Source organism: Acidovorax lacteus, assembly GCF_039540375.1.
Lineage (GTDB): Bacteria > Pseudomonadota > Gammaproteobacteria > Burkholderiales > Burkholderiaceae_C > Acidovorax_G > Acidovorax_G lacteus.
Genome location: NZ_BAABEX010000013.1, coordinates 252939 through 266942, shown reverse-complemented (window position 1 = coordinate 266942; position 14004 = coordinate 252939). Strand labels below are relative to the sequence as shown.

Here is a 14004-nt window from a genome sequence, read left to right as displayed (position 1 = left end):
GACCATGTCCCGCACTTTTCTGCGCCCCGCCGCGCGCGCAGCCCGCAGCCCGCGCGCGGTGCTGTGGGCGCTGCTGCTGACCACCGCAGTTCTTGCGGGCTGCAGCACCACGCGCACGGTCGAGGGGGACGTCCAGACCCATACCCGCCTGGCGGCGGCCACCCTGCCGCTGGGCTACCGCATCGAACGACTGCCCTCGCAGCAGGGCACTGATTTCGAGCCCATCGCCCGGCTGGCCGCGCAGGCCCTGGAGCGCGCCGGCCTGCGGCCCGAGGGGGCGCAGGCACCGCTGGTGGTGCAGATCGGCGTGCAGGCCTCCAGTGTGCAGCGGGTAGACCCCTGGGGGCCGTCACCCTGGGGATGGGGTGGCTGGGCTGGCACCGGGGGTTGGGGCGTGCGGGGCATCTGGCGCATGGGCGAACCCACCCCCTTGTATCGCCGCGCGGTGAGCCTGCTGATCCGCGACGCTCGCACCCAGGAGGTCGTGTACGAAACCTCGGCCGTGCATGAAGACGTATGGACGGTCGACCCGGCCCTCTACGGCGTGCTGTTCGACGCCGCGCTCGCCGGGTTTCCGAACCCACCCGCAGGCCGCCGCCAGGTGCGTCTGCCCTACCCGCCGCCCGCTGCGGCCGCTGCCAGCCCCGCGGCAGTGCAACCGGCGGTGGTGCTGCCCGCAGCGACGCGCTGACCTCTCGACTTCGGCATGCAGATCACCCGCATCATCGCCGTGCGCCACGGCGAGACCGCCTGGAATGTGGATACCCGCATCCAGGGCCACCTTGATATTCCGCTCAATGAACGCGGCCACTGGCAGGCCCGTCAGCTGGCGAACAGCCTGGCCGGGGAACCCGTCAGCGCCGTGTATGCGAGCGACCTGCAGCGCGCGCTGGCCACCGCGCGCGCCGTGGCCGACGCCACGGGCGCGCCGCTGCACACCGAGCCCGGGCTGCGCGAACGCTGCTTTGGGGCGCTGGAAGGCAAAACGTTTGCCGAGATCGAGCAGGAACACCCCGAGCAGGCGCTGCGCTGGCGCCGCCGCGACCCGGACTACGCGCCAGCGGGCGGCGAGTCGCTGCTGGCGCTGCGCGCGCGTGTGACCGAGGCCGCGCATCGGCTTGCGGCGCAGCACCCGGGCGGCCTGGTGGTGCTGGTGGCGCATGGCGGACCGCTGGATGTGCTGTACCGCGCAGCCACGGGACAGGACATACAGGCGCCGCGCACCTGGCAACTGGCCAATGCGGCCATCAACCGCTTGCTCTGGACGCCCGAGGGCCTGACACTGGTCGGATGGGCCGATACCCAGCACCTGGAAGCAAGCAGCCGCGATGAAACCTCTACCTGAACCCCTGCAGGCCTGCCTGGGCCAGCGGGTGGACCTGATCGACACCCCGGCGCTGGTGGTGGACCTGGACGCGATGGACCGCAACCTGCAGCGCATGGCCGAGTTTGCGCGCAAGCACCAGATCCGCTGGCGGCCACACGCCAAGCTGCACAAAAGCGCCGAAATCGCGCTGCTGCAGCAGCAGGCCGGTGCCAGCGGCGTGTGCGTGCAAAAAGTGTCCGAAGCCGAGGCCCTGGTGGCCGGCGGCGTGCTGGACGTCTACATCAGCAACCAGGTGATTGCCCTGCCCAAGCTGCTGCGCCTGGCGCGGCTGGCCGCCCAGCTGGCCCCGCGCGGTGGGCGCATGGCCTTGGCGGTGGACCATGCCGAAGGCGTGCAACGCCTGGCCGAAGCCATGATGGTGGCCGGCCAGGGCGCGACGGTAGACGTGTTCATCGAAATCGACGTGGGCCAGGGCCGCTGCGGCCTGCCGCCCGGGCCTGCGGCGGTGGCCCTGGCCGAAGACATTGCGCGCCACCCGATGCTGCGCTTTGCCGGCCTGCAGGCCTACCACGGACGCGCCCAGCACCTGCGCAGTGCCGCCGAGCGGCGCGAGGCCATTGCGGGTGCGGTCCGCGCCGCAGCCCGCACCCGCGCCGCGCTGGAAGGCGCTGGCCACACCGTGCCCCTGATCACCGGTGCGGGCACGGGCACCATGGTGCACGAGACGGCCAGCGGCGTGTACGGCGAACTGCAGCCCGGCTCTTTCCTGTTCATGGACGCCGACTACGCCCGCAACGAACGCGAGGCTGCGCAGCCTGCCTTCGAGCATGCGCTGTTCGTCAAGACGCAGGTGATCTCGGTGCAGGGCGGTCATGCCGTGTGCGACGCGGGGCACAAGAGCCACGCCATCGACTCCGGCCTGCCGGTGGTGGCCTTCCTGCCGCCCGAGCGTGCGCTGCGCTACGCCAACGGGGGCGACGAGCATGGCGTGCTGCACCCCGAAGGCCCCGAGGCCCGGCTGCCTGCGCTGGGCCGTATGCTGTGGCTGATTCCCGGCCACTGCGACCCCACGGTGAACCTGTACGACCACCTGATCGGCGTGCGTGGCGGTCTCACGCGCGGGGTGGTGGAGCGCATCATCAGGGTTGATGCCAGAGGTGCGGTGGGCTGATCCAGCCCACAATCGGCGCCACACCCCGCAGGGGCGCGGCGCACGGCGGCCGGTCTCATGCGGCCTTCAGGAGACACGCGCATGACACCGAGCCAGATCATCGTCCTGGCCACCCCGGTTTTTTTTCTGCTGATCGCGGTGGAGTGGTGGGTCGCCCAGCGACGCCGCCAGCCGGTGTACCGCCTTGCAGATGCCGTGAGCAGCATCAGCCTGGGCATGCTCAGCCAGACCAGTGCCGTGTTCACCCGCCTGCTGCGCATCGGCCTCTACACCCTGGTGTTCGAACATGTGGCGCTGTGGCGCAACGACGCCTTCTGGACCAGCCTGCCCGGCTGGGTGCTGGCGCTGCTGTTCTACGACTTCTGCTACTACTGGCTGCACCGCATGGGGCACGAATCGGCCGTGCTGTGGGCCGCGCATGCCGTGCACCACCAGAGCCAGGACTACAACCTCTCGACCGCACTGCGCCAGACCAGCTCGGGCGCCCTGCTGGGCTGGGTGTTCTACCTGCCCATGGCGCTGGCGGGCGTGCCGCCGCTGGTGTTTGCCGTGGTGGGGCTGATCGATCTGCTGTATCAGTTCTGGGTGCACACCGAACTGGTGCCGCGCCAGACCGGCCGCTGGGCCTGGTTTGACCGCTGGTTCTGCAGCCCCTCCAACCACCGGGTGCACCATGCGGTGAACGACCCCTACCTCGACAAGAACTACGGCGGCGTCCTGATCGTCTGGGACCGGCTGTTCGGCACCTTCAAGGACGAAGACCCGCAGGAGAAGTGCGTGTACGGCACGCGGGGGCTGCTCAACAGCTGGGACCCGCTGTGGGCCAACACCCAGGTGTACGCGGGGCTGCTGCACGACAGCTGGCATGCGCGCCGCTGGACCGACAAGCTGCGCGTATGGCTCAAGCCGCCGGGCTGGCGGCCGGCCGACGTCGCCGAGCGCTTTCCCAAACCCGCGTTCTCGCTGGCCGCCGTGCAGCGCTTTGATCCGCCCATGACGCCCGGCATTCGCCGCTTTGCGGCCGTGCAGTTCGTGCTGCTGCTGGCCGGAGTGGCGGCCTTCCTGTGGCAGGCCGACAGCGCCGGGCTGGGCGTCAATCTGGTGGGCTTTGCCGTGCTGCTGGTGTGGCAATGGGCGCTGGGCGCGCTCATGCAAGGGCGCATCCACTGGCTGGAGATGCTCACCCTGCAGTGCGGCGCGCTGGCCATGGCTACCAGCGCCTGGGGCTGGGTGGAGGCCCACCGCGTCTTCAAGCCGTTGACGATGGTGATTGCTATGATTTTTGTAGCGGCTTGTGCTTGGTATTCAAGCACGAGCAGCCATTTTGACTCCAAGCCTTCCGCAGCGCACACGGCACGGGGCGGCGTGGTCTGGCTGCTCGCAGCGCTGGCCGCGTCACTCGCGGGCGATGCGTTCCTGATGTTCGAGGGCTTCTTCGTGCCGGGCCTGGCGAGCTTTCTGCTCGCGCACTTGGCGTACATCGTGCTCCTGCGGCGCGACACGCCCTGGTTCGCATCGCGCGCTGCGCTGGCGGTGCCGCTGGCCGTGGGGGCTGTGATGTACGCCGTGCTCTGGACGGGCGGCCTGCCCGCAGGCCTGCGCGCACCCGTGGCGGTGTATGTGCTTGTGATCGCCCTGATGGCCGCACAGGCCCTCGGCCGCGCGCTGCACCTGCGCACCCGGGCCGCCTGGCTGGTGGCGGCCGGGGCGGTGTGCTTCATGGTCAGCGACGCAGTGCTCGCCATCAACCGCTTCGTGCAGCCGCTGCCGCTGTCGGCGCTGTGGGTGCTAGGCACCTACTACGCCGCACAGGCGCTCATCGTCGGCGGCTGGGTGCGGCAGGCACTGCCGCCCCTCACGCCGGTGGCGCCGCGCGGGTAACGGGCTCGTCGCGCGCGATTCGCCCGTCCACCAGTTCCACCAGACGGTCGCACTGCGCGCCCAGTCGCGGGTCGTGCGTGACCAGCACGAAGCTGGTGCCCCGCTCGGCATGGATGCGGCGCAGCAGGCCGAACACCTCGGCCGAAGACGCGGTGTCGAGGTTGCCCGTGGGCTCGTCGGCCAGCACCAGCGGCGGGTTCATCACCAGCGCCCGCGCAATGGCCACGCGCTGCTGCATGCCGCCAGAGAGTTCGCCCGGTCGCTTGTCCATGGCCTGGGCCAGCCCCACGGCGGCCAGCAGTTCGCGCGCATGGTCGCGCTGCGCGCGGCGCACGACTCCCTCGGCCATCAGCGCGGGCAGCGTCACGTTCTCCAGCGCCGAGAAGGCCGGGAGCAGATGGTGGAACTGGAACACGAAGCCCAACATGCGCCGCCTGCGCAAGGTCAGCTCCGTGTCGGACAAGTCCTGCACGGCCTCCTCGCCCAGCCGGTAGTGGCCAGTGGTCATGCGCTCGAGCAAGCCCAGAATGTTGAGCAAGGTGCTCTTGCCCGACCCCGAGGGCCCCATGAGCGCCACGAACTCGCCCTGACGCACCTGCAGATCGATGCCGTGCAGCACCTCGGCCTCGGTTGGCCGGCCGATGTTGTAGCGCTTGCGCACGTCGCGCAGCTCGATCAGCATGCGGCCCCCCCATGGCGCTTTAGGCACCCCACGGCCTGCCGTGCGCAACACTGCAAGCGCGGGGGGAGGCGGCGCAGCCGCGCAGGGGGGTGTCTCATCCCTACAGCCGAATCGCCTGCGCCGGGTCCAGCGCCGCCGCGCGGCGGGCTGGCGCCACCGCAGCCAGCACGCCGCACACCGTGGCCACCAGCGCCACCTGCAGCGCCAGCCGCGGCGGCAGCGCAATGGAGAACAGCGGCAGTCCGTCCGAGCCGCGCACGAAGTGTGTGAACGCCGCAATCAGGCCGACCGCCAGCAGCACCCCCAGCACCGACCCCAGGGCCCCCACCACCGCCCCCTGTACCAAAAACACGCGCAACACCTGCCCACGGGTGGCCCCCATGGCGCGCAGAATGCCGATCTCACGGCGCTTTTGCACCACGGACACCACCAGCACGCTGGCAATGCCCAGCACCACCACGGCCAGCACCACGCCCCGGATGATGGTGGTGCTGATGGACTGGGCGTTCAGCGCCGACACCAGCTGGGCGTTCGTTTCCTGCCAGCTCTCCACCTTGTAGGCAAAGCGCTGCTGCAGCGCCTGCGCCAGGGCCTGCGCCGTCCATACGTCGCGCAGCGTCAGGTCGAGGTGGGTCGCACCGCCGGGCAGGGCCAGCAGGTTCTGCGCTGCGCGCAGCGGGACGATGACCGTGCGGCGGTTCAGATCTTTCACGCCCAGATCGACCAGCGCCGTCACGCGCACTGCGTCGCTCACACTGCCGGTCTGCACCGTGAAGCGGTCGCCCACGCGCACGCCCAGGTCGCGGGCCAGTTCCTGGCCCACAATGGCTTCGCCCGGCCCCAGGCGCGCCGTGCCACTGACCACCTTGGAGCGCAGGCCCACCATGCGGTCGTAGCGGTCCAGTTCCACCCCCATGAGCGCAATCGACTGCGCCGCCTCGCCGCGCAGGGCCAGGCCGCTGCCGGACACCATGGGCGAAACGCCGGCCACCTCGGGCAGGGCCTCCAGCACTGGCACCAGGGCCTGCCAGTTGACCACGGCACGCAGGCGCTGCGCGCGCGGCTGCGCTTCGGTCAGCACCGCGGCACCGGGCGTCGGCACGGCCGCGGGCACCACCAGGTCTTCGGGTGCACGCAAGGTCACATGGGCCTGTGCGCCCAAGGTTTTGGCCAGGGTGTTGGCCTGCAGGCCGCTGATCAGCGCCGAGATGTAGGCGATGACCGCCACCCCAGCCGCCACCCCACCGATGATGAGCACGCTCTGCATGCGCCCTTCGCGCAGAAAGCGCAGCGCCACACGCATCTCGAATCCGAGCCAGAACGCCATGGCAGTGGGCCGCTTCAGCGCCCCATGGCGTTGGTCAGCGCGGCCCCGGCATCGGGGCTGCGCGCAGGCGCAGATGGCGCTGCGCCTGCACCCGGGGCGGTGCGGGGCCGCACGCGGTCTCCGGGCTGCACGGCGGCACCGGCCAGCACGGCCTCGCCTTCGGCCAGCCCCTCCAGCACTTCGGCGGCGTCCAGGGAGCGCAAGCCCAGGCGCACACGGCGCTCCTGCGCCCGGCCGTCTTGCACCACCAGTACGCTCGCGGTGTCGGCGGCCGGGCCGGCCCCACGCACCACGGCCAGCGGCAGCACCAGGGCGCGGTCGCGGCGGGCGGTTTCGACTTCCACCGACAAGGTCATGTCTTCCCGCAGGAATTCGGGCACCTGCTGCGCCAGGGCCAGCTTGACTTCAATGGCGCCGCGCTGCGCGTTCACCGCCGGGGCCAACGACAGCACGCGGGCGGCAAACCGCTGGCCCGGGAAGGCATCGGCCACCACGGCGGCGGGCTGACCGGGCTGCAACTGCTCCAGGAAGCGCTCGTCCACCTGGGCGACGAGCTGTGTGGGCCCAGCGAGCGCCAGGCTGAGCAAGGCCTTACCCGGCTGCACGATCTGCCCGGGCTCGACAGACCGCTGGAGCACGCGCGCATCGGCCGGGGCGCGCACCTGCGCTTGCGCCAGGCGGGCGCGGGCGGCCGCCGTGGCCGCCTGGGCGAGCGCGAGCTGGGCCTGGGCTTGGGCGATGTCGGTGCCCTGGTCGGCATTGGCCTCGGCCTGGGCCTGGGCCCCCTGCTGCTGGGCCCGAGCGACGTCGGCGGCACGGCGGGCCTCGTCGAGCTGGGCCGGGCTGTAGAAGCCCTGCGCCACCAGTTGCCGGGCGCGCTCTAGCTGGGCGGTGGCGGTCTGCAGCGTGGCCTGGGTCTGCGCCAGTTGGGCCTGTGCAGCGCTGCGCCCACTGCTGCGCAGCCCCGCGAGCCGCGAGGCAGCCTGCTGCTGCGCTGCAATCGCCTGGTCCAGCGCGGCCTGCAGTTCGGCGGTTTCGAGCAGCACCAAAAGATCCCCCTCACGCACCTGCGCGCCCTCGGCCGCCGCCACCTGCGCCACGCGGCCGGTGACGGTGCTGCCCACATCGACGCGGGACACCGTGGCCACGCGGGCCGAAAACTGCAGCGTGCGCACCAGCGGAGCCGCCTGCACGGGCACGATCTCGACCGGCGTGCCCCGCAACGCCACGGCGGTAGCGCCCCCCGCCAGTGCCAGCGCCACGGCACCGGCCACGGCCCACCCGGCGTAACGGCGGTACGGCAAAGCGGCCGGCTGTGCCATGGCCGCCCCTACTCCGCAAACAGGCCGCCAGCGGCCTGCGGAGGCGTGACGCCCAGGTGCCGGTAGGCTGCCAGCGTGGCAATGCGCCCGCGTGGGGTGCGCTGCAGGTAGCCCTGCTGGATCAGGTAGGGCTCGATCACGTCTTCGATGGTGCCCGACTCCTCGCCGATGCTCGCGGCAATGTTGTCCAGGCCAACGGGGCCACCGTCAAAGCGGTGGATCACGGCTTCGAGCAGTTTGCGGTCCATCACGTCAAAACCCTGCGGGTCCACGTCGAGCATGGCCAGCGCACGCCCGGCGATGTCCACCGTGATGCGGCCGTTGCCCTTGACCTCGGCGTAGTCGCGCACGCGGCGCAGCAGGCGGTTGGCAATGCGCGGCGTGCCGCGCGAGCGGCGCGCGATCTCGAACGCACCGTCGGCGTCGATGGGCGCCTGCAGCAGCCCGGCGCTGCGCGTGACGATCAGCGCCAGCTCGTCGGGTGTGTAGAACTCCAGCCGCGCCACGATGCCGAAACGGTCGCGCAACGGGTTGGTGAGCATGCCCGCACGCGTGGTGGCCCCCACCAGCGTGAAGGGTTGCAGGTCGAGCTTGATGCTGCGCGCCGCCGGGCCTTCGCCGATCATGATGTCGATCTGGTAGTCCTCGAGCGCCGGGTAGAGGATTTCCTCGACCACGGGCGACAGGCGGTGGATCTCGTCGATGAACAGAACGTCGTTCTTCTCGAGGTTGGTGAGCAGCGCCGCCAGATCCTTGGGCTTTTCCAGCACCGGCCCGCTGGTTTGGCGCAGGTTCACGCCCAGCTCGGCCGCGATGATGTGCGACAGCGTGGTCTTGCCCAGGCCCGGCGGGCCGAACAGCAGCACATGGTCGAGCGCCTCGCCGCGCTTGTTGGCCGCACCGATGAAGATCTCAAGCTGCTCGCGCGCCTTGGCCTGGCCCACGTAGTCGCGCAGCACCTTGGGGCGCAGGGCGCGCTCCAGGGCTTCCTCCTGCGGCGAAGCCGGGGCGGCAGACACCACACGCTTGGGCGGTGGCGGGGCGAAATCGTCGGTCTGGATCGTCATGCGGTGCGTAGCGCGGAGCCAGGGCTTACTGGGCGGTCCACGCGTAGTAGGCCACGTCTTCGAACTGGTAGTCCTTGTAGTTCTGGATCACGAAGTCGCGCTCCAGAGGATTGATCGTGTAGAAGTGCGTGCCCGACTTCGGGCGGTAGAAGCGGTAGATGGGAACGGCCCCATTACCCGCGGCGGTCTGCGCGTACCAGATCGGGCCTTCGTACTTGAACACCGGGTAGTTCTGGATCACGAAATCGCGCTCCAGCGGGTTGATGGTGTAGAAGTGCGCACCATTGCCCGTGTTGAAGAAACGGAACACCGTGCTCTGCCCTGCCGTGGGGTTGGCATAGGCATAGAACGCGATGTTTTCGTAGGCAAACTGCGGATACGTCTGGATCACGAAGTCGCGCTCGGCTGCGTTGGTGGTGAAGAAGTGCGCACCCGTGCTGCTGTTGTAGAAGCGATAGACCGGGCTGCGGCCACTGCCACCGCTGCTCGCCCCCAGCCACTGCTTGAGCGCCGCGTTGTAGGCCACGTCGAAGCGGCCATAGAACTCGGGCGAGCCAATGGCCGTGCAGGTGGACGAGCCTCCGTACAACGTGCCCACCACGTGCGTGCCGTCCTTGAAGATCGACGAGCCGCTGCTGCCGCCTTCGGTGGTGCCCTGGGTCCAGGTCACGCGGTGGAAGTTGCCGGTGGTGCCCACACACTGGAACTGCGTGCCGCCCGAAGACGCGCACGACGACTGGCCGCTGATGCTGCCAAAAGTGGCCTTCAGCAAGTCACCGCGCGGGTGGTGCAGGCCCACGATGCTGGTGCCCAGGCCTTGCGCATTGGCGTCCCAGCCCGCGAAGAAGGCGCCCGGCGGCGGCGTGTCGTTCAGGCGCAGCAGCGTCATGTCGGTGCTGTCGCTCGCATACAGCAGCGCGGCACCGCCCATGCGGCGCGTGGTGGCGGTGCTCAGGGTGCGGCTGTTGCAGGTGGGCGCGCGGTAGAACCAGTCGGTGATCAGGCTCGACGCCGACGCCTGCGTGGAAATGCAGTGGTTGGCCGTGAGGAAGTACGGTGTGCCCGAGGCATTGGCGTCGTTGAGCAGCGTGCCTGTGCACAGATAGGTCAGGCCGTCGCGGGTGTAGATCATGCGGGCCATGGCATTGCGCTGGTTGGCGTAGGTGTCGTAGCAGGTCGCATCCAGGTGGCAGGAAGCCGACTCGTTGATCTTGGCAAGCAGCGCTTCTTCCTGCGCGGTGGGCAGACTCAGGTCTTCAAAGATGTGCGACAGGCGCGGCACGGCGACGCGCACCGCGGCCACCGGCGTACCGGCGGGCAGCTCGATCTCGACCGTGGCTTCCTCGCCCGCGATGTCGGGCGTCCACCAGAGGCGGGCTTCGGCCTCGGGCGTGCCTGCATCCAGGTTGGTCTGCACACGCTGCAGCACCTCTTGACCAGAGATTTGATACACCTGCGACGGATGCGCCTGGCTGTACACGCGCAGCACGGCACTGCCGGGCAGGGCCTCCACCGACACCCCCAGGCGCAAGGCCTTGGCGTCACGGGCGGTGAAGCTCAGGGCCGCCACGGCGCCACCGGCGGCGGTGGGCTTCCAGGCCCACTGGCTGCGCGTGGCCTCGGCCGAGCGGGTGGCCGCCACGTCGCGCGCCAGGCCGATCAGCTGGGGCCCGGGGCCGCTGGCGATGGCCGTCTTTTCGGCTGCGAGTGCGGGCAGCACGATGCGCACGGCCACAGGACGGGCGTCGAGCGCGCGGGACTTGATGGTGCCCACCGAAGCCGTGTTGTAGGCCGGCTGCGTCCAGCCGTCCACACGCAGCACGGGCGCGGCCGCCGTCTGGGCCTGGGTGGCCTGGGGTGCGCCCCCGCCGCCACAGGCGGAAAGGGCCAGAGTGAGGGCCGCCAACGCGGGCGCCCAGATGCGGTGCACAAAGGTGGTCATGACAATGCTTCCCTGAGAGGTGGCCGCGCGTGCGGCCGTCGGCAGGCTGGCGCCGCATGGGCGCACCCGCCCGATGCTACTTGGCGAGCGTCTTGAGCGCCAGCTTAATCCCGTCGCTCACGCCCACATCGGCGGGCAGCGCCTTGAGCGCGGCCGCAGCTTCCTTGTCGTTGTAGCCCAGGGCCAGCAGCGCCTGCAGAATGTCGGCCTGCGCGTCGGTGGTGGCATGGGCACGCGCGCCCATGTCGGCCCCGAGCTTGCCCTTGAGTTCGAGCAGCAGGCGCTCGGCCGTCTTCTTGCCGATGCCCGGTACCTTGACCAGTCGCCCGGCCTCTTGCAGCGACACGGCCTGGGCCAGATCGTTCACGCCCATGCCGCTCAGGATGGACAGCGCCGTGCGCGGCCCCACGCCGCTGATCTTGATGAGCTCGCGAAAGGCCTGGCGCTCGGCGGCGGTGCCAAAGCCGTAGAGCAGTTGCGCGTCTTCGCGCACCACAAAGTGGGTGAGCAGGGCCACACGCTCACCCGCAGCCGGCAGGTTGTAGAAGGTGCTCATGGGCACCTGCACCTCGTAGCCCACGCCGTGGCAGTCGACCACGACCTCGGGCGGATTCTTCTCCAGCAGCGTGCCGGTCAATTTGCCTATCATTGGTGTCCTTTGCGGGGCCCGGGCGCATGCTGCGCCGCGCCGCCCGGCGTTTCCCGTCCGACTGGAATTATCCGCGTGATCCTGCGCCACACCTTCACCCCCCACAACAACCTGCGGCTGTCTCACCTGTGCGGCCCGGCAGACGCGCACATGCGCCAGATCGAGGCGGCGCTGAACGTGCGCATCGCGCACCGGCACGAGCAGTTCAAGGTGGACGGTCCCAAGGCCGGCGCACAGCAGGCCATGGAGCTGCTGCAGGCGCTGTACGAGATGGCGGACGATCCGATCTCCGAGCAGCAGATCCAGCTCATGCTCGCGGGCGACGAAGCCTTGATCACCGCCCCCGAAGACGCCGTGGTGCTCAACACCCGCCGCGCCGACCTGCGCGGCCGCACCGCGACGCAGAACCTGTACCTGCAGAACATTGCCACGCACGACATCACCTTCGGCATCGGCCCCGCGGGCACGGGCAAAACCTACCTGGCCGTGGCCAGCGCGGTGGACGCGCTCGAGCGCAGCAGCGTGCAGCGCATCGTGCTCACCCGCCCGGCGGTCGAGGCCGGTGAGCGCCTGGGCTTTCTGCCCGGCGACCTGGCCCAGAAGGTGGACCCCTACCTGCGCCCGCTGTACGACGCGCTGTACGAGCTGATGGGCTACGACAAGGTGCAAAAAGCCTTCGAGCGCAACGCGCTGGAGATCGCACCGCTGGCCTTCATGCGCGGCCGCACGCTGAACAACGCCTTCGTGATCCTGGACGAAGCCCAGAACACCACCCCCGAGCAGATGAAGATGTTCCTCACCCGCATCGGCTTCGGGGCCAAGGCCGTGGTCACGGGCGACGTAAGCCAGATCGACCTGCCCAAGGGCGCGATGAGCGGCCTGATCGACGCCGAGCGCGTGCTCAAGCGCGTCAAGGGCATTGCCGTCACGCGCTTTACCAGCGCCGACGTGGTGCGCCACCCGCTGGTGGCCCGCATCGTCGACGCCTACGACGCGAAGAAAGGGACACCCCCCTGAGGCCCTGCGGGCCTTCCCCCTTCTCTCGAATCGCTGCGCGATTCGGGAAGGGGGACGACGCCAGCGCGGCGGGGCGGCCCTTGCGCGGCGTCTGCGGGCCTGGGGCGCGCCAGTTTCCAGGGCCAGGGGCGGTGCGCAGCGCCATAAAACACTATCAATTCAATAGCTGCTTGTGCTTTTCTGACAAGCACCGGAGGCCAAAATGGCTTTAAACCAACTCACCCTGTCGCTGCAATTTGCGCGCTTTGACGGCGTGGCTGCGCACCGCGCCGCCCTGCCCCGCCACAAGGTGGCGCGCTGGATCCGCCATGCGCTGGCGGTGGACGCCGAGATCACTGTGCGCATCGTCGATGCCGAGGAAGGCCAGTCGCTCAACCGGACCTACCGGCACAAGGACTACGCCACCAACGTGCTCACCTTCGACTACCAGCAGGAGCCCGTGGCCGTGGCCGACCTCGTGCTGTGCGCCCCGGTGGTGGCGCAAGAAGCCGCCGCGCTGGGCAAGACGCTCGAAGCCCACTACGCCCACCTGCTGGTGCACGGCACGCTGCATGCGCAGGGCTGGGACCACGAAACCAGCGACGAAGACGCACGCGAGATGGAGGCCTACGAAACCGACATCCTGTGCGAACTGGGCTACGACGACCCGTACGCGGACGCCAACGCGGCCTGACGGGCCGCCCGCCCGCGTGCGCAGCGCTGCGCCACCGGCAGGGCTTGCCGGCTGCCCCACCGAGGTGCAAAAGACCTGTGCCCCAAAGGCGCGCAATCGCGCCGCCGCCACCGACTAGCATCGGGTGCAGGAGATGCCATGTTCGATACCGCTGTGCTGCTGTCGGCCGCCTTCGTGGCCGGCGCCCTCAATGCCGTTGCCGGGGGCGGCAGTTTTCTGACCCTGCCCGCGCTCGTGTATGCGGGCGTGCCGCCCGTGGCGGCCAATGCCACGGGCACGGTGGCGCTGCTGCCCGGGTACATCGCCGGGGCCTGGGGCTTTCGGGAAGACACCGCCCCGCCGCCTGGGCTGAGCATGCGGCTGATCGTCGCGCTCTCGCTCGTGGGGGGCGCAGCCGGTGCGGCCCTGCTGCTGCTCACGCCCGACGCCACCTTCCGCCGTGTGGTGCCCTGGCTGCTGCTGGCGGCCACGGCGCTGTTCGCCTTCGGGCCGCAACTGCGTGCGCGCCTGGCGGGCACGGGCGCTCCGTCGCGCACGCGCGCGGTCGTGGGCGTGCTGGCCGTGGCGGGGTACGGCGGGTATTTCAATGGCGGCCTGGGCATCCTGCTGCTCGCGCTGTTCGGGCTGCTGGGACAGACGCAGCTCAACGCCATGAACGGGCTCAAGAACTGGGTGTCGGCCCTGCTCACGGCCATTGCCGTGGCCATCTACGCGGCCGGGGGGCTGGTGCACTGGCCCGAGGCGCTGATGATGATGGTGGCCGCCACCCTGGGCGGCTACGGCGGCGCGCGCGTGGCGCGGCGCATTCCGGCCCAATGGCTGCGCGCGGGCATCGTGGCCACGGGCCTGACCATGGCGGCGCTCTTTTTTGCCCGGGGTTGAGCGGCAGCGACCTTGGGGTGTTTTTGGCCGCTCGTGCTTATTAATCAAGCACGAGCAGCTACCT

At 70.0% G+C, this 14004-nt stretch carries 13 protein-coding genes; 7 read left to right on the top strand and 6 right to left on the bottom strand.

From position 1 onward, the window contains the following. Positions 1 to 4 precede the first annotated feature (4 nt). The 4 genes from ABD866_RS10580 (at position 5) to ABD866_RS10565 (ending at position 4379) form a co-directional block, all read left to right on the top strand. The gene (locus ABD866_RS10580; protein WP_425549580.1) at positions 5 to 691 is read left to right on the top strand and encodes a DUF4136 domain-containing protein; all 687 of its coding nucleotides are present in this window, start codon (positions 5 to 7) and stop codon (positions 689 to 691) included. A 15-nt stretch (positions 692 to 706) separates the two neighbouring features. Further along, the gene (locus ABD866_RS10575) at positions 707 to 1345 is read left to right on the top strand and encodes a histidine phosphatase family protein (protein WP_345064408.1); all 639 of its coding nucleotides are present in this window, start codon (positions 707 to 709) and stop codon (positions 1343 to 1345) included. After that, the gene (locus tag ABD866_RS10570; protein ID WP_345064406.1) at positions 1329 to 2498 is read left to right on the top strand and encodes a DSD1 family PLP-dependent enzyme; all 1170 of its coding nucleotides are present in this window, start codon (positions 1329 to 1331) and stop codon (positions 2496 to 2498) included. Before ABD866_RS10575 ends, ABD866_RS10570 begins: the two co-directional genes overlap by 17 nt. Positions 2499 to 2579: 81 nt before the next feature. Beyond that, positions 2580 to 4379 (top strand): lysoplasmalogenase family protein, encoded by a 1800-nt coding sequence (locus ABD866_RS10565; protein WP_345064403.1) that lies wholly within the window; start codon positions 2580 to 2582, stop codon positions 4377 to 4379. Here ABD866_RS10565 and ABD866_RS10560 read toward each other — a convergent pair. The 6 genes from ABD866_RS10560 to ruvA all read right to left on the bottom strand — a co-directional run bounded on the left by ABD866_RS10560 (position 4354) and on the right by ruvA (position 11368). After that, positions 4354 to 5061, bottom strand: coding sequence for an ABC transporter ATP-binding protein (locus ABD866_RS10560; protein WP_345064400.1), 708 nt, complete (start codon positions 5059 to 5061; stop codon positions 4354 to 4356). The genes ABD866_RS10565 and ABD866_RS10560 overlap by 26 nt on opposite strands. 100 nt (positions 5062 to 5161) lie before the next feature. Continuing rightward, positions 5162 to 6388: an ABC transporter permease gene (locus tag ABD866_RS10555; protein WP_345064397.1), complete on the bottom strand. Its 1227-nt coding sequence runs from the start codon at positions 6386 to 6388 to the stop codon at positions 5162 to 5164. Positions 6389 to 6402: 14 nt separating this feature from the next. Next, positions 6403 to 7710: an efflux RND transporter periplasmic adaptor subunit gene (locus tag ABD866_RS10550; protein ID WP_345064394.1), complete on the bottom strand. Its 1308-nt coding sequence runs from the start codon at positions 7708 to 7710 to the stop codon at positions 6403 to 6405. A gap of 8 nt (positions 7711 to 7718) precedes the next feature. Then, complete coding sequence (ruvB, locus tag ABD866_RS10545; RefSeq protein WP_345064391.1) at positions 7719 to 8777, bottom strand: Holliday junction branch migration DNA helicase RuvB; 1059 nt, start codon at positions 8775 to 8777, stop codon at positions 7719 to 7721. A 25-nt stretch (positions 8778 to 8802) separates the two neighbouring features. Then, positions 8803 to 10719, bottom strand: coding sequence for a trypsin-like peptidase domain-containing protein (locus tag ABD866_RS10540; RefSeq protein ID WP_345064388.1), 1917 nt, complete (start codon positions 10717 to 10719; stop codon positions 8803 to 8805). A gap of 76 nt (positions 10720 to 10795) precedes the next feature. Continuing rightward, positions 10796 to 11368: a Holliday junction branch migration protein RuvA gene (ruvA, locus tag ABD866_RS10535; protein ID WP_345064385.1), complete on the bottom strand. Its 573-nt coding sequence runs from the start codon at positions 11366 to 11368 to the stop codon at positions 10796 to 10798. Between the two features lie 75 nt (positions 11369 to 11443). On the opposite strand from ruvA, the gene ABD866_RS10530 reads away from it, so the two are divergent. The 3 genes from ABD866_RS10530 to ABD866_RS10520 all read left to right on the top strand — a co-directional run bounded on the left by ABD866_RS10530 (position 11444) and on the right by ABD866_RS10520 (position 13940). Further along, on the top strand, positions 11444 to 12385 hold the full coding sequence (locus ABD866_RS10530) for a PhoH family protein (RefSeq protein ID WP_345064383.1): 942 nt from the start codon (positions 11444 to 11446) through the stop codon (positions 12383 to 12385). A gap of 202 nt (positions 12386 to 12587) precedes the next feature. Continuing rightward, positions 12588 to 13058 (top strand): rRNA maturation RNase YbeY, encoded by a 471-nt coding sequence (gene ybeY, locus ABD866_RS10525; protein ID WP_345064380.1) that lies wholly within the window; start codon positions 12588 to 12590, stop codon positions 13056 to 13058. 138 nt (positions 13059 to 13196) lie between these two features. Beyond that, positions 13197 to 13940: a sulfite exporter TauE/SafE family protein gene (locus ABD866_RS10520; protein WP_345064375.1), complete on the top strand. Its 744-nt coding sequence runs from the start codon at positions 13197 to 13199 to the stop codon at positions 13938 to 13940. Positions 13941 to 14004 lie beyond the last annotated feature (64 nt).

Excerpts from the sequence above, each read along its gene's own strand:
- ABD866_RS10580 (WP_425549580.1), top strand. The coding sequence starts at position 5 with ATGTCCCGCACTTTTCTGCGCCCCGCCGCGCGCGCAGCCCGCAGCCCG.
- ABD866_RS10575 (WP_345064408.1), top strand. The coding sequence starts at position 707 with ATGCAGATCACCCGCATCATCGCCGTGCGCCACGGCGAGACCGCCTGG.
- ABD866_RS10570 (WP_345064406.1), top strand. The coding sequence starts at position 1,329 with ATGAAACCTCTACCTGAACCCCTGCAGGCCTGCCTGGGCCAGCGGGTG.
- ABD866_RS10565 (WP_345064403.1), top strand. The coding sequence starts at position 2,580 with ATGACACCGAGCCAGATCATCGTCCTGGCCACCCCGGTTTTTTTTCTG.
- ABD866_RS10560 (WP_345064400.1), bottom strand. The coding sequence starts at position 5,061 with ATGCTGATCGAGCTGCGCGACGTGCGCAAGCGCTACAACATCGGCCGG.
- ABD866_RS10555 (WP_345064397.1), bottom strand. The coding sequence starts at position 6,388 with ATGGCGTTCTGGCTCGGATTCGAGATGCGTGTGGCGCTGCGCTTTCTG.
- ABD866_RS10550 (WP_345064394.1), bottom strand. The coding sequence starts at position 7,710 with ATGGCACAGCCGGCCGCTTTGCCGTACCGCCGTTACGCCGGGTGGGCC.
- ruvB (WP_345064391.1), bottom strand. The coding sequence starts at position 8,777 with ATGACGATCCAGACCGACGATTTCGCCCCGCCACCGCCCAAGCGTGTG.
- ABD866_RS10540 (WP_345064388.1), bottom strand. The coding sequence starts at position 10,719 with ATGACCACCTTTGTGCACCGCATCTGGGCGCCCGCGTTGGCGGCCCTC.
- ruvA (WP_345064385.1), bottom strand. The coding sequence starts at position 11,368 with ATGATAGGCAAATTGACCGGCACGCTGCTGGAGAAGAATCCGCCCGAG.
- ybeY (WP_345064380.1), top strand. The coding sequence starts at position 12,588 with ATGGCTTTAAACCAACTCACCCTGTCGCTGCAATTTGCGCGCTTTGAC.
- ABD866_RS10520 (WP_345064375.1), top strand. The coding sequence starts at position 13,197 with ATGTTCGATACCGCTGTGCTGCTGTCGGCCGCCTTCGTGGCCGGCGCC.